Annotated in this window: 12 protein-coding genes; 7 read left to right on the top strand and 5 right to left on the bottom strand. The window is 74.1% G+C overall.

Translation table 11 applies throughout. From position 1 onward, the window contains the following. The first annotated feature begins 15 nt into the window (after positions 1-15). Genes IF09_RS0110130 through IF09_RS0110120 form a run of 3 tightly spaced genes read left to right on the top strand, consistent with a single transcriptional unit; the run spans position 16 to position 9,991 of the window. Entirely contained in the window at positions 16-7,356 is a 7,341-nt protein-coding gene (locus tag IF09_RS0110130; protein ID WP_030294143.1) for a non-ribosomal peptide synthetase, read from the top strand. Beyond that, complete coding sequence (locus IF09_RS0110125) at positions 7,353-8,711, top strand: cytochrome P450 (RefSeq protein ID WP_078613166.1); 1,359 nt, start codon at positions 7,353-7,355, stop codon at positions 8,709-8,711. The genes IF09_RS0110130 and IF09_RS0110125 overlap by 4 nt, the downstream gene beginning before the upstream one ends. Before the next feature lie 20 nt (positions 8,712-8,731). Next, positions 8,732-9,991: an MFS transporter gene (locus tag IF09_RS0110120; protein WP_030294139.1), complete on the top strand. Its 1,260-nt coding sequence runs from the start codon at positions 8,732-8,734 to the stop codon at positions 9,989-9,991. Positions 9,992-10,040: 49 nt separating this feature from the next. Here the strand turns inward: IF09_RS0110120 and IF09_RS0110115 are convergent, their stop codons facing one another. The 3 genes from IF09_RS0110115 to IF09_RS0110105 form a co-directional block, all read right to left on the bottom strand. Next, positions 10,041-12,971, bottom strand: a complete 2,931-nt coding sequence (locus IF09_RS0110115) for a helix-turn-helix transcriptional regulator (protein WP_030294137.1) — start codon at positions 12,969-12,971, stop codon at positions 10,041-10,043. A 130-nt stretch (positions 12,972-13,101) separates the two neighbouring features. Next, positions 13,102-13,326, bottom strand: a complete 225-nt coding sequence (locus IF09_RS0110110; RefSeq protein ID WP_030294135.1) for a hypothetical protein — start codon at positions 13,324-13,326, stop codon at positions 13,102-13,104. Between the two features lie 41 nt (positions 13,327-13,367). Beyond that, positions 13,368-16,637, bottom strand: a complete 3,270-nt coding sequence (locus IF09_RS0110105) for a type 2 lanthipeptide synthetase LanM family protein (RefSeq protein WP_051832303.1) — start codon at positions 16,635-16,637, stop codon at positions 13,368-13,370. A gap of 333 nt (positions 16,638-16,970) precedes the next feature. On the opposite strand from IF09_RS0110105, the gene IF09_RS0110100 reads away from it, so the two are divergent. From IF09_RS0110100 to IF09_RS0110085, 4 genes are all read left to right on the top strand, one after another. Continuing rightward, positions 16,971-17,603 (top strand): helix-turn-helix transcriptional regulator, encoded by a 633-nt coding sequence (locus tag IF09_RS0110100; RefSeq protein ID WP_030294133.1) that lies wholly within the window; start codon positions 16,971-16,973, stop codon positions 17,601-17,603. Further along, positions 17,600-18,022 (top strand): helix-turn-helix transcriptional regulator, encoded by a 423-nt coding sequence (locus IF09_RS40050; RefSeq protein WP_234320942.1) that lies wholly within the window; start codon positions 17,600-17,602, stop codon positions 18,020-18,022. Before IF09_RS0110100 ends, IF09_RS40050 begins: the two co-directional genes overlap by 4 nt. 90 nt (positions 18,023-18,112) lie before the next feature. Next, the gene (locus IF09_RS0110090; protein WP_030294131.1) at positions 18,113-19,042 is read left to right on the top strand and encodes a hypothetical protein; all 930 of its coding nucleotides are present in this window, start codon (positions 18,113-18,115) and stop codon (positions 19,040-19,042) included. A 19-nt stretch (positions 19,043-19,061) separates the two neighbouring features. Further along, positions 19,062-19,805, top strand: coding sequence for a hypothetical protein (locus IF09_RS0110085; protein ID WP_030294130.1), 744 nt, complete (start codon positions 19,062-19,064; stop codon positions 19,803-19,805). Between the two features lie 50 nt (positions 19,806-19,855). On the opposite strand, the gene msrB is transcribed toward IF09_RS0110085, so the two are convergent. Together msrB and murC are read right to left on the bottom strand one after the other, a co-directional pair. Further along, positions 19,856-20,263, bottom strand: coding sequence for a peptide-methionine (R)-S-oxide reductase MsrB (msrB, locus tag IF09_RS0110080; RefSeq protein WP_030294128.1), 408 nt, complete (start codon positions 20,261-20,263; stop codon positions 19,856-19,858). 22 nt (positions 20,264-20,285) lie between these two features. After that, positions 20,286-21,683 carry a UDP-N-acetylmuramate--L-alanine ligase gene (murC, locus tag IF09_RS0110075; protein WP_030294126.1) on the bottom strand — a complete coding sequence of 466 codons (1,398 nt, stop codon included), beginning with the start codon at positions 21,681-21,683 and terminating at the stop codon, positions 20,286-20,288. Positions 21,684-21,721 lie beyond the last annotated feature (38 nt).

The following is a 21,721-nucleotide window of genomic DNA, read 5'->3' as shown; positions in this document are numbered from 1 at the left end:
TGGACGGCACTTCCGATGACCACTGCACAGGTCGAACCCTCCACCACCTCTTCCACGAACCCCGGCGGTCTCTCCCCGGCGGCCCGCCGGCTCCTCGAAATGCGCCTGCGCGGCAAGGCCGCCGCGGCGCCCGTGGGAATCCCCCGGCTCGACCCGCGCCCCGCGCAGGCCCCGCTGTCGGCCGCCCAGCAGCGGCTGTACTTCCTCGACCAGCTCGACCCCGGCGGCGTCGAATACCTGATGCCCGCGGCCTGGCGGTTCACCGGCCCGCTGGACGCGGCCGCGCTGAGCGCCGCGATCGGGGACCTCGTCGCCCGCCACGAGCAGCTGCGGGTGGTGTTCACCCACGAGGACGGCGTACCGGCCCAGCACGTGCTCGCCGCCGCCGACGCACCCGGCCTGGACGTGGTCGACCTGCCCCCGGCGGTCCGGGGCGGCGGCCCCGGGGCGGTCGCCGAGGCCGTACGGGAGGTGGCGCTGCGCCCCTTCGACCTGGCCGCCGCGCCCCCGTTCCGGGCCACCCTGCTGCGGATCTCCGCCGAGGACCACGTCCTCGTCCTGGCCATGCACCACATCGTCTCGGACGGCTGGTCGCTGGACATCCTGACCGGCGACCTGAGCGCCTGCTACCGCGCCAGAACCCAGGGACGGCCCCCGCACCTCGCCGCGCCACCGGTCGAGTACACCGACTACGCACACTGGCAGCGCGGGGCCGACGAGAGCACGGAGCTGGGCTACTGGCGTACGGCCCTGGCCGGCCTGACCCCGCTCGAACTGCCCACCGACCACCCGCGGCCGGCCGTGCGCACCTGCGCCGGCGCCGTGCACACGGTCGAGCTCCCCCAGCCGCTGACGGCGGCCCTGGCCAAGCTCGGCCGACGGGCCGACACCACCTCGTACATGACCCTCATGTCGGCCTTCCAGGCGGCGCTGGCCTTCCACAGCGGCCAGGACGACATCGCGATCGGCACCGTCGTCGCCAACCGGGAACGCCCGGAGATCGAGCAGCTGGTCGGGTTCTTCGTGAACACCCTGGTGATCCGTACCGACCTGTCGGGCGACCCGACCTCGGCACAGCTCCTCGCCCGGACCCGGGAGAGCGTCCTGGGCGCCCTCTCCCACCAGAGCCTCCCCTTCGAGCGGGTCGTCGACGAGCTGAGCCCCGAGCGGGACCTGTCGCGCAACCCGCTGTTCCAGGTGCTGTTCTCGCACTCCGCCGCCGCGAAGCAGGGCGCGTACGCCCTCGGCGACGCGACGGGAACGGCCTTCCCCATCGACCTGACCACCGCGAAGTTCGACCTGACGCTGGACGTCAGCGAGGACGCGGACCGCATCCGGCTCCGGTTCGTCTACCGCCCCGACCTGTTCGACGCGGCTTCGGTGGCCCGGCTGGCCGAGCACACCGTCGCGGTGCTGCAGGCGTTCACCGAGGCCCCGGACGTCCCGCTCGGGATGGCCGACCTGCTCACCGCCGACGAGCGGGCCGCACTGCTCGGCCCCGACGGCCCGGCGAACCGCCCGTCGGCGGACGCCGTACCCGAGCCGGCACCCCGGCTCGCGCTGGAGCGCCTGGGCGAGCGGATCCGGCTGGCCCCCACCGCCGTGGCCGTCTCCGGCGGCGGCCGCAGCCTGACGTACGCCGAACTCGACGCGGCCTCCCTGGCCCTGGCCCGGCGGCTGCGGGCCGCGGGCATCGGCCCGGAATCCCTGGTCGGGGTCTGCCTGGGCCGCTCGGTCGACCTGGCCGTGGCGCTGCTCGGCGTATGGAGGGCGGGTGCGGCGTACCTGCCGCTGGACCCCGCCCACCCGCGGGCCCGGCGGGAGTTCACGGTCGGTGACGCGGGGGTGGAGTGGGTGGTCGCGGACGCCGTCGGCCGCGCCGCGGTGCAGGGGCTGCCGGTGGGAGTGATCCCGCTCGAGGGCCCCGCCGACGGCACGGCCGGCGACTCGGCCGACGACACCGGGGAGCCGCTCTCCGCCGTGTTCCCCGGGCCGCAGACCCTCGCGTACGTCATCTACACCTCGGGATCGACCGGGCAGCCCAAGGGCGTCGAGATCACCCACGGCAACCTGGCGTGGCTGCTGGGCGCCGCCGACCGCCACTTCGGCTTCGGCACCGACGACGTGTGGACGCTCCTGCACTCCCCCGCGTTCGACTTCTCCGTCTGGGAGCTGTGGGGGCCGCTGACCTCCGGCGGCCGCGTCGTGGTGCTGACCGAGGACGAGGTCCGCGACCCCGCCGCCGTGCACGCCGTCCTGCGCGACGAGCGCGTCACCGTGCTCAACCAGACCCCGGCCGCCTTCAAGGGGCTGCGGGCCCATCTGGCGCAGCAGGGCGAGGAGTTCGGCGCGCTCGCACTGCGCACCGTGATCTTCGGCGGTGACGCCTTCGACGCCCGCGACTACCGCGACTGGTTCGCCGTACCCGAGGGCGAGCGGCCCGCTCTGGTGAACATGTACGGGATCACCGAGACCACCGTGCACGTCACCTACCGGCTGATCACCGAGGAGGACACGGTCTCCCCCGTGTACTCGCCGATCGGCCGCCCGCTGGCCGGCCAGCACGGCTACGTCCTGGACCGGGCGGGCCGGCTGGTGCCGCACGGCACGGTCGGAGAGCTGTACGTGGCCGGCGGCGGCGTCGCCCGCGGCTACCGCAACCGGCCGGAGCTGTCCGCCGAGCGCTTCCCCCTCGACCCGTTCGGTCCGGCCGGGACCCGTATGTACCGCACCGGCGACCTGGTACGGGTGCTGCCCGACGGGCAGTTGGCGTACGCCGGCCGGGCCGACCACCAGGTGAAGATCCGCGGGTTCCGCATCGAGCCGGGCGAGATCGAGACCGCGCTGCGCGCCCTGCCCGGCATACGGGACGCCGCGGTGGTGGCCCGGCCCGATGCGCACGGCGGCGCCCGCCTGGTCGCCCACGTGGTGCTGACCGAGGGCCGGCCGCTGGACGCCCCGGACCTGCGCGACCGGCTGCGGCTCACGCTGCCCGACTACATGGTGCCCGCGCTGTTCGTCCGGCACCCGAAGCTGCCGATCACCGCCAACGGCAAGGTGGACCGCAAGTCCCTGGTGGCGGTGGCCGCCGAAGGGGCCGCCGCGCCCGCCGGACACGTCCCGCCGGCCGGTGCGACGGAGGAGGCGCTGGCCCGCATCTGGTCGGACGTGCTGGGCGCCGAGCGGATCAGCCGTACGGCGAACTTCTTCGACCTGGGCGGCGACTCGATGCTGGCCCTGCGCGTGATCGGCCAGGCCCGCTCCGCCGGGCTGGGCCTGAGCGTCCCGGACCTGTTCCGCGCCCGCACCCTGGGCGACCTCGCGGCGCTGGCGACGGAGGCCGCCGCCGACACCGGCCCCGCGCCCGTGGAGCCGTTCTCCCAGCTCGACCCGGCCGACGCGGCCCGGCTGCCGGAGGGGCTGGAGGACGCCTACCCGCTGACCATGCTGCAGGCCGGGATGCTGCACGAGATGCTGGCCGACCCGAGCCGCGGCGCCTACCACAACGTCACCGACCTCAAGATCACCGTGCCGGAGGGCTTCGACCTCGCCGCCTTCCAGACCGCGGTGGACACCGTCGTACGCGGCCACAGCATCCTGCGGTCCTCCATCGACCTCGCCTCCTTCTCCGAGCCGCTCCAGCTGGTGCACCGCACCGCCGGACTCGCGGTCGGGTACAGCGATCTGCGGAGCCTGCCCCACGAGGAGCAGTGGGCCTGCGTACGGCGCTACGTCGACGCGGAGTTCGCCCGGCGCTTCGACCTGGCCGCCCCGCCGCTGGTCCGCATCCACCTGCACCGGCTCACCGACCAGGAGCTGCGGCTCACGCTCACCGACTGCCACGTGGTGCTCGACGGCTGGAGCCTGACCTCGCTGATCGCGGACCTGCTCGACCTGCACCGGCAGGCCGTGGCCCAGGGCCGGACCCCGCAGCTGCCGCCGGCGCCCCCGTACGCCGAGTACGTGGCCCTGGAGCGGGCCGCGCTCGTCGACGAGGAGGGGCTCGAGTTCTGGCGCAAGGCGCTCGGCGACCTGAGCCCGGTCCGGTTCACCCGGCGCGGTACCGAGGCCTCCGACGGCGGGCAGTTCGTCCACGAGGTGCGCCGCTCGTACGCGGCCCTGGCCGAGCCGATCGGCCGGCTGGCCCGGCTGGCCGGGGTGCCCCGCCGTACCGTCCTGCTGACGGCGTTCCACCACACCATGAGCCTGTTCGCCGAGCGTGACGGCGACGCCGAGGGCCACTCGGTCGGCCTGGTCACCAACGGGCGGCCCGAGGTGCCCGGCTCCGACCGGATGCGCGGGCTGTTCCTCAACACCGTCCCGTTCGGGGTCCGCCGCCCCCGGGGCAGCTGGCTGGAGTACCTGAAGGCGGCGTTCGCCGCGGAGCAGGAGATGCTCCCGTACCGCAGGGTGCCGCTGGCCCGCATGGCACAGCTGAGGCCCGGTGCGCCGAGCGTGGCGGACACCCTGTTCAACTACGTCAACTTCCACCGGCTGTCCGGGGACAGCTGGGACGACTCGCTGGAGATCGCCCGTACCGCGTTCCCGCTGATGCTCAACGCGAGCGTGGAGTCCCTCGTCCTCGACGTCGACCCGGACTACCTGGCCCCCGCCACCGCCGAGCAGCTCGCCGACCTGATGTGCGAGGTGCTGAAGGCGATGACCGGGCGGCCCCAGGCGCCGGTCGCGGCGCCTGCGCTCGCCGGCGAGGCGCGCATGCGGGCGCTGGAGGAGTGGGGCCGGGGGCCCGAACTTCCCAACACCTCCCTGATGTTCCACGAGTGCGTGGCCGAACACGCGGTGCTCACGCCCGGCGCGGTGGCCGTCCGACAGGGCGAACGGGAGATCACGTACGCCGAGCTGGACAACTCCGTACGCCAGTTGGCGGACCGGTTGCGGGCGCTCGGGGTCGGCCCGGAGGTGCCGGTCGGCATCTGCCTCGACCGCGGAGCCGAGATGGTCCGGGCGGTGCTCGGGGTCCTGCGAGCGGGCGGCGCGTTCCTGCCGCTGGAGTCGCAGCACCCGGCCGACCGGCTGAAGTTCATCGTCGAGGACAGCGGGATGCCGGTGCTGATCACCCAGTCCTCGCTGCTCGGGGTCGTGCCCTTCGACGGACCGACCCTGGTCGTGGACGACCCGGAGACCTGGGCCGCTCCCGTCGGCGCGCCGGTGCCCGCGCTGCCCGTCACCGCGGACAACGCCGCGTACGTCCTCTACACCTCCGGCTCCACCGGCACGCCCAAGGGCGTCACCATCCAGCACCGCAGCCTGACCAACATGCTGGAGGGGCAGCGCGATCTGTTCCCCGTGACCGCCGAGGACCGGGTGCTCCAGTTCGCCTCCCTCAGCTTCGACGTCTCCATCCTGGACCTGACGTGGGCACTGGCGAACGGCGCCCAGCTGTGCACCCCGCCCAGGGAGGCGCTGCGCGCGGGTGCCGATCTGGCGAACACGCTGCTCGAGTACGGGATCACCGTCGCGATGCTCGCGCCGAGCGCCCTGGCGGCCCTGGGCGAGGACCGCTTCCCGGCGCTGCGGATCCTCCAGGTGTGCGGCGAGGCCTGCCCGGCCGAACTCCCCCGGAAGTGGGCGCGCGGACGGCGGTTCTACAACGTCTACGGGCTCACCGAGACGGCGGTGTGGTCCGTCTCCACCCTCCTCAAGCCGGACTGCAAGCGGCCGCCGATCGGCTGGCCGATGCGCAACACGCAGGCCTACGTACTCGACGAGGACCTCCAGCCCGTTCCCGTCGGGGTACAGGGCGAGGTCTACCTCGGCGGGCGCGCCATCGGCCGGGGCTATGTGAACCGCCCCGACCTGACCGCCGCCGCGTTCGTCCCCGACCCGTACGGCGCCCCCGGCAGCCGGCTGTGCCGGACCGGCGACATCGGCGTCCAGCTGCCCGACGGCGCGGTGGAGGTCCTGGGCCGCCGCGACAGCCAGGTGAAGCTGCGCGGGTTCCGCATCGAGCTGGGCGAGATCGAGCACGGGCTGCGGGAACTGCCCGAGGTGCAGCAGGCGGTGGTCCTGCTGCGGCGCGACCTGCCGGAGCCGGCGCTGGTGGCGTACGTGCTGCCCGAGGCGGGCGTGGAGCCCGTCGTCGAGCCCTTCCGCCGGGCGCTGCGGGCCAAGGTGCCCGCGTACATGGTCCCCGCGCGGTTCGTGTTCCTCGATGCGATGCCGGTCAACAGCAGCGGCAAGATCGACAAGAGGGCCCTGCCGCTGCCCTCGGCCGACCGCCTGCACAGCGCCACCGACTACGTCGCGCCCGGCACGCCCGCCGAGGTGGTGCTCGCCGAGGTGTGGCGCACGGTCCTCGGCATCTCCCAGGTCGGTGTCCACGACGACTTCTTCGCCCTCGGCGGCAGTTCGCTCTCCACCGTGCGGGTCGCCGCGCAGGCCGCCGCCCGCGGCTTGAGCGTCTCCGTACGGGACCTGCTCGAACTGCCGACGATCGCCCGGCTCGCCGCCCGCGCCACGGAGGCGGCGGCCCGGGCGGCGGAAGCCGCGGAGACTTCTGCCGGCGCCAAGGCCGTCACCTCGGAGGTCCGGCTGCGCGAGGGCGACGGCGCCCCGCTGTGGTGCGTGCACCCCAGCGGCGGCAGCGGCGCCTGGTACGTGCCGCTCGCCCGGGCCCTCCCGCCGGGGCAGCCGGTCCGGGCCTTCCAGGCCCGGGGCCTGCTCGGCGGCGTGGACCCGACCACGATCGCCGGCATCGCGGCCAACTACGCCGCCGAGATGGCCGCCCACGGCGGGCACGGGCCGCACGACCTGCTCGGCTGGTCGATGGGCGCCAACATCGCCCTCGAGATGGCCACCCAGCTGCACGAGGCCGGTCACACCGTCGCCCCGCTCACGCTGATCGAGCCGCACCTGCCCCACCCGGCGTCCCGCGAACGCCTCGCGGCGGTAGGCCGGGACATGGAGCGGGGGCTGCGGATGCGCGACCGCGTCCGCACGATGCCGCCGTCCGCGGAGCGCGAGGCGGCCGTGGCCGAGCTCACCGCCCTGCTGCTGGGCGCCGGCATGAGCCCCGGCGAGGCGTCCCTGGTGGAGCACGCCCCCATCGAGGTGTGGCACTCCCTGCTCACCGCCCTGGCCGGCTACGCACTGCGCCCCTACCCCGGCCACGTCCACCTCCTGGTGGGCAGCGCGGCCGCCGGACTGCCCGACGGCGAACCGATGCCCGGTCTGGACGTGGACTTCCGGACCTACGTCGAGCGCTGGCGCGAGGTCGCGCTCGGCGGGCTGACCGTCCACGTCACCGAAGGCGATCACATGTCCATGATGTCCGAACGGCTGATGCACAAGACCGCTGGTGTGCTCGGCCGGATCCAGTCGGAGGCACGCCGATGACCGTCCTGACCGCGAACACGACCTCGAACGCCACCACGAGCACGGACCCGTCCGCCCTGGTGTGCCCGATCACCGGCAGGACCGCGCCGCCGGCCACCCCGCCGGCTCCTGTGACCCTTACGAGCCCGCCGGCCCCCGCGGCCGCCTTCACCGAGCGCTACCTCCTCGACCCCGCCGTCAACGCCGACCCGTACGGATACCTCAACTCCCTGCGCGACCACGACCCCGTGTACTGGTCCGCCATGCACCGGGCCTGGCTCGTCACCGGACACGCCCAGCTGATGCACTGCCTGCGCGACCCCGCGGTCTCCGCCGAGCGGGTGCGCCCGCTGATGGACGCCGTGCCGGAGGGCGCCCGCGAGGACGCGGAGCGGGCCTTCGCGATCCTGTCCCGCTGGATGGTCTTCAACGACGCCCCGCAGCACCGGCGGCTGCGCCAGGTGTTCCAGGAGCAGTTCGCGGCCCGCTCGATCGGCCGCTACCGGGCCTTCGTCGAGCGCGCCACCCGTGCCATGCTCGCCCGCCGCGCCGTCCCCGGCCGGATCGGGGACCTGGTCGCCGACATCGCCCGGCCGCTGCCCGCCCTCGTCTTCGCCCGCTGGCTGGGCGTCCCCCAGGCGCACGGCCCGTCCTTCTGGTACTGGAACGCCCGGGTCGGCGACCTCGTCCTGGGCGCGGCCCAGGAGGAGCGCGAGTACCGCACCTCGCTCCAGTCCCTGGTCAACCTGGACGACTACCTCGCCGACCTGGTGCAGCAACGGCGCGCCGACCCCAAGGACGACCTGATCAGCGCGGTGCTGGCGGGCGGCCAGATCGGGAAGTCGGTCAGCGAGGAGGAGTTCGTCGGGATGCTGACGCAGATGGCGTTCGCCGGCGGCGAGACCACCAGCAACCTCATCGTCAACGCCGTACTGGCCCTGCTGGAGCACCCCGAGCAGCTGGCGGCCGTACGGGAGGACCCGCAGCTGGTGTCGATGGCGGTGGAGGAGGCCATGCGCTTCGACGGCCCGTCGAAGATGTCGATCCGCACCGCCGCCCGGGACTTCGACCTCGACGGGCGGTCCGTCCGCGCGGAGGAACGGCTGTTCCTGGTCACGGCGGCGGCCAACCGGGACCCCGCGCGCTTCGCGGATCCGGACCTGTTCAGCGTCCGGCGCGGCAGCGCCTCGCACCTCGGGTTCGGCTTCGGCGCGCACTTCTGCATCGGGGCGGCGTTCGCCCGGCTGGTGGCCGGCGCGGTGGTCGACGTGCTCGTACGCGAGTACCCGGGCCTGGAGCTGCTCGACCGGCAGCAGCACACCTGGCAGCTCTCGCTCCTCAACCGCGCGCTGACGGCCCTGCCCGTCCGCTACTGACCCCGGCGAAGGGATTTTTCATGGCTTCCACCCTGGTGGACGCGCGGTCCCGGCTGAGCGCCCCCGCCCGGCTGCCGTCGTTCCGCCTGTTGTGGCTGGGGCAGTCCCTGTCCCTGCTCGGCGACGGGTTCAGCTACATCGCCTTCTCCTGGATCACGCTCGGCCTCACGCAGTCCACCCTGGCCCTCGGCTACGTCCTCGCCTTCCAGGCGGTGCCGCGGGCCCTGCTCACCCTGGTCGGCGGCTCCCTCAGCGACACGTGGTCCTCGCGGACGCTGATGACGCTCTCCAGCTGGGCCAGGGCCGTCCTGATGGCCGCCGTGGGCCTGGCCGGCCTGGCCGGGTCCCTGACGGTGTGGATGCTGTGCTGCGCCGCCGCGGCCTTCGGCGCGGTCGACGCGTTCTTCCAGCCGGCCCGGGCGTCGATCCTGCCGTCGGTGGTGGACAAGGAACAGCTCGCCCCGGCCAACGCCCTGCTCGCGGTCGCCGCCAAGGTGTCGGCCGTGCTGGGTCCGGCCGTCGGCGGCATGGTGGTGGCCTTCTCCAACGCACCGGTCGCCTTCCTCGTCGACGGGGTGTGCTTCGCCCTGTGCGGCCTGTGCGTTGCGAGGATCCGCCCGCTGCCCCGCCCCGGGCCGGACGCCCCGGTCGCGGGCGCGGCGGCGCCGGCGGCCGCCCTCTCGCTGGGCGCCCGGATCCGCGCCGGGCTGCGGTACGCCTTCGAGGACCCGCGGATCCGTACGATCCTGGCCGTCGACGCGGCGGTGACCTTCTGCCAGGCGGGCCCGTTCACCGTCGGCTTCGCCTCCCTGGCCAAGGTCGACCTGCACGGCGGCTCGACCACCCTCGGCCTGCTCAACGGCGCGCTGGCCGGCGGGGCGATGCTGGGCACCCTCGTCGGCGGCGCCGTGAGCGGCCGCCCCCGGATCGGCCTGCTGATCGCCGCCCTCGCGGGATGGCTCGCGATCGGCACGGGGCTGCTCGGCCTGATCGGCAGTACGGCGGGTGCGCTCGCGACGGTCCTGGCGATGGGCTTCGGGATGGGTTTCCAGGGGGTCTTCGGCCTCAGCTGGATCCAGCGCACCATCGACGGCTCGGTGCTGAGCCGGGTGATCTCGGTGGACATGGTCATCGGCTACGCGGTGGCCCCGCTCTCCTTGATCGTCTGCGGAGCCATGGCACAGTCGGGCACCGGCCCGATGTTCGCCCTCTCGGCGGCGGTCCTGGCGGTGACCGCGATCGGGATCCTCGGCTCGCGGACGGTCCGTGAGATGCGCTGACCGGCACCGGCCGCCCCCCGCGTCGTCCCGGCACGGGGAGACCGGCGCGTCAGGGCGCCGACGGGGCCAGGGACGCGGAGAGTTCGCAGAGGGCGGCCCGGTTGGTCCGGCCCGTCTTGGTGCCCAGGGCGGCTATGTGCTTCTCGACCGTGCGCGGGGAGATGTAGAGGCGGTCGGCGATGTCCTTGTTGCCCAGGCGCTCCGCGAGGAGCCGGAAGACCTCGTACTCGCGGACCGTGACGCCCCGGGAGCGCAGGACGTCCGGGATCGTGCTCGATCCCGTGCGGCGCTGCTGGACCGGGGCGCCCATCCGGCGCAGGGCCGCGCGGCAGGCGCCCGCGACCGCGGCCACGCCGCCCTGGTGGAAGTGCTCCTCGACGCGGCGCAGCCAGGCCACCGGCTCGCCCCAGCCGTCCTCGTACGCCGCTTCGGCGATCAGCCGCAGGCCCAGGTGGAGTGCGGTGGCGTACGGGGCTGCGGCGCGCAGGGCCTCGGCCGCGGCGGCCGCGGCCTCCTCGGGGCGGCGTTCGCGGCCCAGCAGGACGGCGCCGGCGAAGAGGACGAACTGCCGGTTCCAGCGCATCCGCCCGGGTGCGGTGGCGGCGATCTCCTCGTACGCGGCGCGGTCGGCCTCCCCCGACAGCACGTCCAGGAGCAGGCCGATGCCGTACCGCCCGCTGAGGTAGTACGTAGTGGGGTTGGTGTCCTCGAGGTCGGCGACGGCGCGCAGTTCACGGACGGCTCCGGGGCGGTCCTCCTCGGTCAGCGCGCAGAAGGCCCGGGCGAGGCCGCGGGTCAGCGGTTCCTCCTGGGATCCGGCCCCGTCGCAGTCGGCGAACGCGGCGAGGGCGCTCTCCATCGCGGGGCGGTCGCCCCGGTGGGCCGCCATCGCCGCCCGGGCCATCAGGACGTAGCGGGCGGCCGGGGCCAGCCGCAGGCGCTGTACGACGGCCAGGCACTCCTCGGCGGACTGCTGCGCGGCGGTGAACTCGGCGCGCAGGACGGCGTCGAGGATCATGATGCCGTCGATGGTGTAGACGATGGTGGCCGAGCCGAGCCGCTGGGCCTCGCTGCGGGCCGCCAGCAGCGGGGCGGTGGCGCCCTCGGTGAGCCAGTAGTTCCCGCCGATACGGGTCAGCGCGTACATGCGCTGGAGCGGGAGCTGGTGCTGTTCGGCGGTCTGCAGGGCGGATTCCAGCAGGGCGGTTGCCTCGTCGAAGTCCCGTTCGCGGGCGAGGGTGGCGAGGAGTTCCAGGGACTGGCAGGCGACGGTCGCCAAGCCGTGGCGCTGCGCGGCCTGCAGCGCGGAGTGGGCGAGCTTCTCGGCCAGTTGGGTGCGGTCCGGGCCGGGGGTGTCGAGTGCGAGGTACGCGGCGGTGACGTCGATCGAGGCGGTGCAGCTTTCGTCGGGCCGGGGCCCCAGGAGGGCTCTGGCCTGGGATATCTGTCTGTTGCCGTCCTCCCAGCGGCCGGCGGTGTGGGCCACCTTGGCGAGCCGGGTGTGCAGCGCGGCGAGCCGGGAGGCGCTCAGGCCGCTGCCGCCGAGGGTGTGCAGGTTCTCCGCGAAGCCGAAGGCCCGGGCGAAGTCGCCGGCTTCGGCGAGGGCGGGGAGCAGGGCCTCCAGGGCGTCGGTGCGCCCGGCGGGGTCCTGGCTGGCGGCGAGCAGCCGTTCGGCGCGGCTGAGCAGGGTGATCGCGGAGCCGATCGCGCCGGCCGCGAGGGCGCGCAGGCCTGCGTCGGTGAACAGGCGGCCGGCCTCGGCCTCGTCGCCCGCCTGGGAGCGCAGCTCGGCGACGAGGGGGCACCAGTCGCCCTCGAGGTCCGGGTAGAGCGCCTGCACCGCGTCCGCGGCACGACCGGCCATCGTCGCCCGGTTGCCCGGTGTGAGCTGGGTGAGCAGGGCCTCGGCGGTCAGCGAGTGGCGGAACGCGTACCAGTCGGGGGCGGGTTCGTCGGGGACGACGAGCTGCGCCGCGACGCCGGCGTGCAGGTGGCTGAGCAGTCCGCGGTCGTCGATGGCGGTCATCCGCTGGAGCACGGTCAGCGGGAAGCGGCGGCCGATCACGGCGGCCGCGGACAGCAGGGTCAGCCCCTGCGGGCCGAGCCGGTCGATGCGGCGCAGGATCCCGCGCGCGAGGGCGGTGGACACATCGCTGCGCAGGTCGCCGACGACGCGCCAGCCGTCTTCGAAGCGGACGAGGGCGCCGCTGCCGATCATGCCCTGGAGGAGTTCCTCGACGAGGAAGGGGCTGCCGGCGCTGTCGTCCCAGAGCCGGTCCAGGGCCGCCTGCGGCACCAGTTCGGGTTCGGTGTCCAGCTGGGCGGCGATGACCGCCCGGACCTCGGGGCGGGTGAGCGGGGCGAGTTCCAGTACGGTCCCCACGCCGCGCCGACGGGCCGAGTCGGCCATGTCGAGCGCGTCGCAGGGCTCCGTACGGATCGTGGCCAGGAGCACCACGTTCGTGTACTCCAGGTTGTCCACCAGGTATTCGACGACCGCGAGCGTCTCGGGGTCGGCGTCGTGCAGGTCCTCCAGCAACAGGAGCTGGCCGTGCTCCTTGCCGGTGGCGATGAGCAGCCGCAGCACGGCCTCGCCGAGGACGACCATGGAGCTGTTGTTCTGGGCGTCGCTGCTCCAGTCCGGGATGATCCTGCCGAGCGCGGGCCGGTAGGGGCCCAGCGGCAGGTCGTCCAGGGAGGTGCCGTCGAGCGGGCCGCTGCGGAAGAGCGACATCAGCGCTTCGGTGAGTGGCCGGAAAGGGACGGTGGGGCCGGTGGTGCTGCTCCGGCCCCGTAGGGCCCGCATGCCCGCGCCGAAGGCCATGCCCACGGCTTCGGCGGCGAGCCGGGACTTTCCGATTCCGGCTTCGCCGACCAGGAAGACGACCCCGCCGCGCCCTTCGCCCGCGTCGGTCAGTGCCTGCTTGATCTCGCGCAGTTGCGAGTCACGACCGACGATGTACCGCGAACGGGAACGCATGTCCGCAATCTAGTTCATGTGAACGGCTCATTGTGCGACGAAAGTTGGCCGTTCCGAACAGGGGCGGCGTGGAGATCCGGGAAAGATCCGGAGAAGATCGGACACGGACCGCCAGGTGACGGGAGACGGGCTACCAGGTGACGTTCGGGGCCGAGACGCTGGTGTCGATCGAGCTCAGGGTGATCACGATGCCGCTGGTGAGCACCACACCGGCCAGAGCCCGGGCCCGGGCGCACGCCTTGTTCCGGCCCGACAGGGTGATCCCGCCGGCCGGGTCCTCGATCCGCGCCTCGGCCGCGGCGGCGGCCTCGTCGGCGGCGGTGACGGACTGGGCGTTGACCTGGGGCTTCTGCATGGTGGTGAGTACCTTTCTCGTTGCCTGACGGGGAGTGGTGCTCAGTGCTGACGTGCTGCGGTGCTGCGGTGCCGATCGGGTTCGAGGAGCAGGACGGACGGGACGGCCTCCGGGAAGCCCAGCCTGAGCAGGGCGTATCCGATCCCGGAGAGCCCGGTGAGGAAACCGGGGGACGGTACGTGGTCGGGGGTGCCGCAGCGGTGGCCGTGGTCCTCCAGCCGACCGAGGACCTCCCCGGCGCGGTGGCCGAGTGCGGTCCGGGCCCCCTCGTGGCCCTGACCGGCGAGGAGGCCGAGCAGCTCCAGGGAGCCGAGGGCGCCGTGGTGCAAGCTGAGGTCGGAGGATTCGAAGGGCGCGCCCAGCAGGGCGGCGCACCGGTCGAGTTCTGCCACGGGCACGCCGGAGCCGAGTGCTTCGGGGCCGAGTACGCCGGGGCAGAGTACGCCGGGGCCGAGTGCGTCGGGGCCGAGTGCGTCGGCGGCGGCCAGCGCGGTGCCCGCGAGGCCCGTGTGCCAGCCGAGGTTCGTGGGGCGGCGCAGTGCCTCGTCCAGCGCCGGGCGCAGCAGCGCGGCACCGGTGCGGGCGTACGCGGCGTCCGGCTGCCCCGCATCCTGCGAGGCGGCGGCGTGGCGCAGCAGGGCCCAGCCGATTCCGGCGTCGCCGTGGGCGAAGCCGGGGGCCGCCGGGCGCTGTTCGGCGAGCCGCTTCTCGGCCCGGACCAGCAGCCGGGCGGCGAGCCGCCGGGCCACCGCCTCCGCGCCGGCCCCGTACGTGCGCTGCGCGGCGACCGCGGCGGCCAGGGCCCCGGCGAGGCCGTCGGCCAGATCGGCCGGCCCTTCGGCGCCGTCCTCGGCATCGGCCTCGGCCGCGCGTTCCAGGGCGGCGAGGGCGTCGGGCAGGCAGTCGCCCAGGCCCTCGCCGAGCAGCGGGGCCAGCCGGGCCACGGTGTAGACGATGCCGCCGAGTCCGTGCAGCGCGCCGGGTCCCACCGCGGCGCCCAGCCCGGGGTCCCCGGCCAGCGTCGCCAGCAGCGCGGGCAGCGGCCGTACGGCCTGCCGGGCCAGCGCGGTGTACCGCTCGGCGCCGGTCAGGGCGCCGAGCTGGGCCAGGAACAATGCCACCCCGCAGTAGCCCTGGGCGAGCCCGCCGCCCATCGGCAGGACGGCCCAGTGTTCGCCGGCCACCTGCTCCAGGCCGAGCCAGTTGACCCGCCCGCCGCCGTGCACCGCCCGGGCCGCGATCTCGTCCGCGATCCCGCAGGCCGCGGCCAGCAGCCGGGAGGGCTCGGGTACCACGGCCGGCGCGGCGGGCCCGGCGAGCGTCGAACGGGGGCCGCCGACGCTGAGGTTGGCCCCGGTGACGGCGAGCGTCGCCGAGATGATCCACTCCTGGTCGTGGCGGTCCACCTCCCCCATGGCGGCGATCTTGTCGCGGGCGGAGCGCAGGCTCGGGGCCGGCAGCACCCCGTCGAGGCGGGTGCCCCGGGAGGTGCGCAGCGCGGTGCCGGCGGGGTGGTGGAAGAAGAGCGGCACGTCCCCGGACCACAGGTCGGCGATCTCGTCCTCGATCAGCCGCTGGCGGGCCGGGTCGTGCTCGGACTCCGCCCAGAGCACGGCGAGCACCGCGTCGCGGGTCAGGGCGTCGCGCAGCACGTCGGGGTGCGTGGACTCGTCCAGCAGGGTCGTGTAGAGGCGGGTCGAGCGGGCGATCAGGCGCCCGGGGCTGGTGGCCCAGCGGGCCAGCAGACCGCCGTCGGCGCCGCCCTCCTCACCCTGGGCGTCGCTGCCCAGGAGTTCGGCCCGGTGCTCGGCGATCGCGTCGTACCCGGCGCGGAACCCCTCCAGCAGCGCGGCCCGGTGATCGGCGTGGCCGGCCGCCCGGCCCTGCGGCGCCGGCCGGTTCTGCCCGGCCGCGCTGGCCACCGGGCCGCGCAGCAGCCGCATCCCGTCCGTCCCGGCGGCCTCCCAGCGCAGCCCGTCGCTGGGGTACGAGCCGCCGTCCCCGCCGCCCAGCGCCGAGATGTCCATGGCGCCGTTCTCGCCGATCAGCAGGCTCGGCAGCAGGCAGGTGCGGTACACCGAGGAGGCCAGGGCGTCCGCCGCCGGGTCGGACCCGCAGGTCACTGCGGCCGGCAGACCGGCGTGCAGCAGGGTCTCGGCGTCCACCAGCACCGGCTGGTCACCGCAGGCGATGACGTTCTCGTAGTGCATGTCCACGCCGTCGATCGCGTAGAGGAGGGCGAGCAGCGCGCCCTGGCGCCGGTAGAACCGGTCCAGTTCGGTGGGCGTGGCGCACCAGCCGTGCTCGATGAACTCCAGCCAGCCGTACCCGTCGCCGCGCACCGAGCGCGGGGTCCTGAGGCCCAGGCCCGGCACCTTGCCGTTGGCCCAGCCCACCGCCTGGTCCAGCAGGAGGTGCTGGTCCAGCGGCCGGGGCTTGTAGACGACGGTCGCCCCGTCGGCGAAGCCCAGCAGGGCCACGGACCGGTTGCCCTGGTGGACGTCGCCCCGGCCGAGGTCCACCCGTACGAGGGCGCCCGGGTCGCAGCCGTGCAGCAGCCCCTCGACGATCGCCGCCCGGTCGGCGGTGAAACGGTCCAGCAGCTCCACCGTGGCCGAGGCGGCGAGGCCGCAGGTCTGGCCCAGCATCCGTGCCAGCACCGGGTAGCGGGTGAAGAGTTCGGCGAGGCCCTGACGGGTGCCGAGCCGGGCCAGGAAGGCCGCGAACCGCTCCCGCGGGGTCTCCCCCGCCAGCAGGCCCTCCGTACGGGCCCGGTGGAGTTCCCGGACCAGGGTGCGGGCCGACTGCCGGATCAGCCGGTCGCCGAGCCGCTCCTCGAATGCGGCCCGCACGGCGTTGAGTTCGCCCTCGGCGAGGTCGATCGGTCCGGCCGCCTCCGCCCAGGCGGCCGCGATCAGGGGGCGCAGCGCGGGCAGGAACACCGCGGCGCCGTCCGCGTCCGCCGCCGCGGGGACCGGCCGGCCGGCCTCTGCGGGGGCCGCGGCCACCATCTGCTCGATGTACCGGGCCCACTGCGGCTTGGCCGTACGGGCGGCCAGCCGGCCGGGGGCCTCCGCCGCGAGGGCGTACACCATGTCCTCGCCGGCTCCCAGGCCCGCCAGCCGGGCCGCGAAGCCCTCCGTGTCCCCCAGGGACCACGAAGCCGGTCGGCCGTGGGGGGCGTCGGCCGGTGCGGGTCCCGGGGTACCCGGGGCGGCGAGCCGCTCCCGCAGGTTCAGGGCCCGGGCCCACCAGGAGGGGGCCAGGCCGCCGACCTGGGTTTCTTCGGCGGTGGTGGCGGTGTCAGTCACAGGAGAAACCTCGCAGAGCGCGGCGCCGCGCACATGGGGGCCGATCCCCCATATTCCGCGGACCCGCCCCCATGGCCCCCGGGGGCCCGCCGTACGGGGTGGTGCGGCGGGCTTCGGGCGGGGCGGCGGCGCACCGGTTCCGCACGGGTTCCGGCAGGTCGCGGGCAGCTCGAGGGCTGGCTGCGCAGGGGCCCGTGCCTGCGGAGGGGCACGTTCACGAAATGTGGGGGCCGGGGCCCGATGCCGCACCCTGCCGGTGCCCCGCAGCCTGTGTCCAGTGCCCCTTCCGCCCGTCCGGCTACCCCGGCCGGCGGATGATCATCGGAGGACCTGGTGGGAGTACCCGTCCCTGTCGACGTCGTCGCGTTCGACCCCGTGCTGGAAGCCGGAACCAAGAGCACCCTGGTCGCCTGCCCGGAGGTGTGCCTGACGGCGCCGGGCGGCGCGCCGCGGGTCGTGGTCATGACCGTGGACCAGGTCGGCCGGCCCGAGCTCGACGTCCTGCGCACCGTCCGCGAGGCCCCGGCCCGCCCCGATGTGGTGCTGGTGGCGGGCGAGTTGGCGCCCGACGGCGCCCTGCACGCGATCGCGGCCGGCGCCCGCGGTCTGCTGCGGCGGCGCGAGGCGGACGTCGCGAGGCTCTCGCGCGCCGTACTGGCCGCCTCCCGCGGCGACTGCACGCTGCCGCCGGACCTGCTGGACCGGCTGCTGGAGCGCTCCGGCGCCGGCCGGACGGGCAGCGGGTCCGACGGGGGGACGGACCCGTGGGCGGCGGCCGGCCTGAGCGACCGGGAGCGCAGCGTGCTGCGCCTGGTCGCGGACGGCCACGAGACGAACGAGATAGCGAAGCAGCTGTGCTACTCGCCGCGCACCGTGACGAGCGTCGTCCACGACATCACCCAGCGGTTCCGGCTGCGCAACCGCGCACACGCGGTCGCCTACGCCCTCCGGGTGGGCCTGCTGTGAGCGCCGTCGCCGAACTCACGCGCGAGAGCGCGCCCGTACGGGTCCCGGCGGCGCCGGACCGGCTGAGCCTGCTGCGCCAGGCGGGGGACGGCCGGATGCCGTACCCGGCCCTGGTCCGCCTGCTCGGCGCGGCCACGACCGCCGGCCCGGCCGCCGGCCCGGCCGTCGTCGCCGGCCCCTCCGCCGCGACCGCACCGGGGCTCCGGTCCCTGGCCCCGCCGGAGGCCCCCCGGCTCACGGCCCGCCAGACCGCGGTGCTCACGCTGATGGCGGAGGGCCACGGCAATGCGGTGATCGCCCGCACCCTGTCCTGCTCGGAGCACACGATCAAGAACGTGATCTACGAGCTGATGTCCCGCCTCCAGGCCCGCAACCGCGCCCACGCGGTGGCCTGTGCGGTACGGCACAGCCTCATCTGAGGGGTTGGCCAAAAAGGCGCACTTGCCGATCACGCCGCAGGTGTACGGTCGGCGCTCAAGTAGGCGGATCAGGAGGGGGGTTGGGGTGACATGAGCAATGGAATTCGCCGTCGGAGCGCGGACGTCCGCCGGAGGGTGGAGCAGATCGCGCTCGGCCTGCTGGCCACGTCGGGTGTGGTGGTCCTGCTGGCGGACCTCTTCGGCTGGCTCGACGCACTCGCCCCCGGAGGCGCGCTCCCCAAAGTCACGCTGCTCATCCTGAGCACGGTCACGGTGTTCCTGTTGCTGGAACTCGACCGCCTGAAACGGCTCGACGAGGTGCAGGACGACGTCAAGGCCCTGGACACCAGCGTCCGGACGAAGATCGACGCCCTGCACGACAACGTCGAGGCACACCTGTCCAAACTGGACATCGACGCCATCGCCCAGCGCCTCAAGCGGCAGCACTACGGCGGCGTGGTCGGGGTGCACAGCCGCTTCCCCGAAGACGAGTTCACGGGGTTCCTCGAGCGGGCCGGGGAGGAGCTGGTGATCCTGCAGACCTGGATCCCCAACCTGCACCATCTCAGGGCCGCCCTGCGCAAGGCGCTCGTCGATCAGCAGATCCACGTACGCATCCTGCTGCTGCACCCCTCGTCCCCGGTGGCGGGACTGCGCGACGAGGCGCTCCGAGCCGTGCGGGACCCCGCGCTGGCGGTCAACGTGAGGGCCGGCGTCGAATCCTGCCTCGCGGGACTCGCCCAGCTGAACGGGGACCTTCCCGCCGATAGCCGGGCGCGCCTCCAGGTGCGGCTCTACAATTCCCTGCCCTCCATCGCCGTGTTCAAGGTCGACCAGCATTTTCTGGTCAGCTCCTTCCTGCACGGCCAACTCGCCATCGACTCCACCCAGATCGAGATCGACGGCGGCGACACCGTCATGGGCGAGGAGGTCCAGCAGGAGCTGCGCACGCTGTGGAGCGTCGGCAAGGACGTGGATCTCCTCGACTGGCGCACGTCGGTGGCAAGCATCAGCCTGTGATCCACGGAAAGGTACGGCCATGCACGATCTGCACGCTCTGGACGCGTTCGAGGACTCACTGATCGAGGAGTTCAAGGCGCATCCGGTCCTGGCGAACGCCGCCGGGCTCCAGGACGAGGACTTCCGCGCGCTCCTGCTCCAGCGGCGCTTCGTCTCGCTCGCCTTCACCCCCTCCTACGACCTCGCGATCGACCTGCTGCGCGACGAGGAGGGGCTGCGGATCGCCCGGGTCATCCTGCGCGAGGAGTATCCGGACGGTCACGGCCTCACGCCCTCGCACCGCGAGGACATGACGGAGGACATGCGCCGGCTGGGGGTGTCCCGCCCGGCCCTGGCGGCCTCGCGGCCCACGGCCGAGACGCAGCAGGCCATCCGGGACACCCTGGAGCTGATCGCCGACGCGGGCGGCCACGCGAATGCCGACCTGCGGCTGCTGACGATCCTGCGGTTCTGGGGCGAGGTGCTGGTCTCCGTCGAGTACGGGCAGCTGTGGGAGCGGATGACCCCCCTGCTGACCGAGGACGGCAGGAACCGCTCCCGCTTCTACTACCCGCACCACGTCCACGACGCGAAGACGCACTCCCTGGCGACGCTCTCCCTGCTGTCCGGCTCCCACTCGGACCGCCTGGCCACGCGGGTGACCGAACTCCTCGCCCAGGAGGAGTCGACCGGCTGCTTCCGCGAACTGGAGGAGCGCGCCCTCCACCTCAAGACCCGCTTCTACGACCAGTTCCTCCCCGCCGTGGACCGCGTCGCGGTCTGATCCCCGGAAGGCCGGGGAGCCAGGCGGGGAGGAGCCGGGACCGGGCGGCGTCAGCTCTCGTCGGGCGTCAGCCGCAGCGAGATGGAGTTGATGCAGTAGCGCTGGTCGGTGGGCGTGGGGTAGCCCTCGCCCTCGAAGACGTGGCCCAGGTGGGAGCCGCACTTCGCGCACAGCACCTCGGTGCGGACCATCCCGTGCGAGACGTCCGCCTTCAGCTCGACGGCGTCGGAGTCCTTCGGGTCGAAGAAGGACGGCCAGCCGCAGTGCGACTCGAACTTCTCCGTGGAGCGGAAGAGCTCGGAGCCGCAGCCGCGACAGGAGTAGACGCCGGCCGTCGTCGTGTCGGTGTACTCACCACGGAACGCCGGCTCGGTGCCGGCCAGGCGCAGCACCTGGTACTCGGACGGCGTGAGCTCCGCCTGCCACTGCTCGTCCGTCTTCTCGACCTCGTACGACATGACTCTCCCGCTCCCTCGTCACTCAGTCCGTCAGCCGGGCGAGGATCGCCGGACCGAGGTCCGTGACGTCGCCCGCGCCCATGGTGAGAACGAGATCACCGGGCTTGGCCATTCCCGCGATGACGTCGGCGACGGCCGCCTTGTCGTGCTCGGCGGTGACGTCGGCGCCCGCGGTCCGGGCCGCCGCGATGATGATCTCGCTGGTGATGCCGGGGATCGGGTCCTCGCGGGCCGGGTAGATGTCCAGGACCACCGCGGAGTCGGCGAGGGAGAGGGCCTGGCCCATCTCCTTGCCCAGCTCCTGGGTGCGGGAGAAGAGGTGCGGCTGGAAGACGACCAGGATCCGGGAGTCCCCGGCGGCGCCCCGGATGGCCTCCAGGTCGGCGGTCATCTCGGTCGGGTGGTGCGCGTAGGAGTCGATGACCTGGACGCCCGCGGCCTCGCCCTTGAGCTGGAGCCGGCGCTTGACGCCGGTGTACTTGCCGAGGGCGGAGGCCAGGTTGTGCGCCGGGATGCCGAGGGCGACACCGGCGGCGAGGGCCGCGACGGCGTTGTGCGCGTAGTGGCGGCCGGGCACGGAGACGGTGAAGGTGAGCATCCGGCCGCCGATGACCACGGTGACCTCGCTGGTCAGACCACGCGGCGTGATCTTCGTGATCCGGACGTCGGCGCCCTCCTCCTCGCCGTACGTGACGACGTTCAGGCCCTCGCCGCCGCGGACCCGGCCGGCGATCTCGGCGGCGCCCGCCTGGCCGTGGGCGACGACCAGGGTGCCGCCGGGCACGATCTTGCCGACGAAGGTCTCGAAGGACTCGTAGATCTCCTCCATCGACGCGTAGTTCGCGTGGTGGTCGAGCTCCGCGTTGAGGATGATCGCGACCTGCGGGGTGTACTTGTGGAAGCTGCGGTCGCTCTCGTCCGCCTCGGCCACGAAGATGTCGCCCTCGCCGTGGTGGGCGTTGGAACCCGGGGCGTCCAGGTCCCCGCCGATGGCGTACGAGGGGTCCAGGCCCAGGGCCGACAGGGACACCGCCAGCATCGAGGTGGTGGTGGTCTTGCCGTGCGTACCGGCGACCGCGATCGGCCGCAGGCCGTCCATCAGGCCCGCCAGGGCGTCCGAGCGGTGCACGACGGGGATGCCGAGCTCGGCGGCGCGGGCCAGCTCCGGGTTGTCGGCGCGGATGGCGCTGGAGACGACGACGCAGGTGGCGTCGTCGGCGAGGTGGCCGGCCGCGTGCCCGATGTGGACCGTGGCGCCGTGGGCGCGCAGCGCCCCGGCCGTCTCGGAGTCCTTGGCGTCACTGCCGGCGACCTGCGCGCCGCGCTGGGCGAGGATCTTCGCGATGCCGGACATCCCGGCGCCGCCGATGCCGATGAAGTGCGGGCGTTCCATGGCGTTCGGCAGGCCGGGCGGCGTCATACGGGATCTCCCCAGAGTGCGGGTCGGTACGTCGGGGG

The organism is Streptomyces katrae (genome assembly GCF_000717655.1).
In the GTDB taxonomy this organism is placed as follows: Bacteria; Actinomycetota; Actinomycetes; order Streptomycetales; family Streptomycetaceae; genus Streptomyces; species Streptomyces katrae_B.
This window is presented reverse-complemented; position numbering and strand designations above follow the sequence as displayed.

Excerpts from the sequence above, each read along its gene's own strand:
- IF09_RS0110130 (WP_030294143.1), top strand. The coding sequence starts at position 16 with ATGACCACTGCACAGGTCGAACCCTCCACCACCTCTTCCACGAACCCC.
- IF09_RS0110125 (WP_078613166.1), top strand. The coding sequence starts at position 7,353 with ATGACCGTCCTGACCGCGAACACGACCTCGAACGCCACCACGAGCACG.
- IF09_RS0110120 (WP_030294139.1), top strand. The coding sequence starts at position 8,732 with ATGGCTTCCACCCTGGTGGACGCGCGGTCCCGGCTGAGCGCCCCCGCC.
- IF09_RS0110115 (WP_030294137.1), bottom strand. The coding sequence starts at position 12,971 with ATGCGTTCCCGTTCGCGGTACATCGTCGGTCGTGACTCGCAACTGCGC.
- IF09_RS0110110 (WP_030294135.1), bottom strand. The coding sequence starts at position 13,326 with ATGCAGAAGCCCCAGGTCAACGCCCAGTCCGTCACCGCCGCCGACGAG.
- IF09_RS0110090 (WP_030294131.1), top strand. The coding sequence starts at position 18,113 with ATGAGCAATGGAATTCGCCGTCGGAGCGCGGACGTCCGCCGGAGGGTG.
- IF09_RS0110085 (WP_030294130.1), top strand. The coding sequence starts at position 19,062 with ATGCACGATCTGCACGCTCTGGACGCGTTCGAGGACTCACTGATCGAG.
- msrB (WP_030294128.1), bottom strand. The coding sequence starts at position 20,263 with ATGTCGTACGAGGTCGAGAAGACGGACGAGCAGTGGCAGGCGGAGCTC.
- murC (WP_030294126.1), bottom strand. The coding sequence starts at position 21,683 with ATGACGCCGCCCGGCCTGCCGAACGCCATGGAACGCCCGCACTTCATC.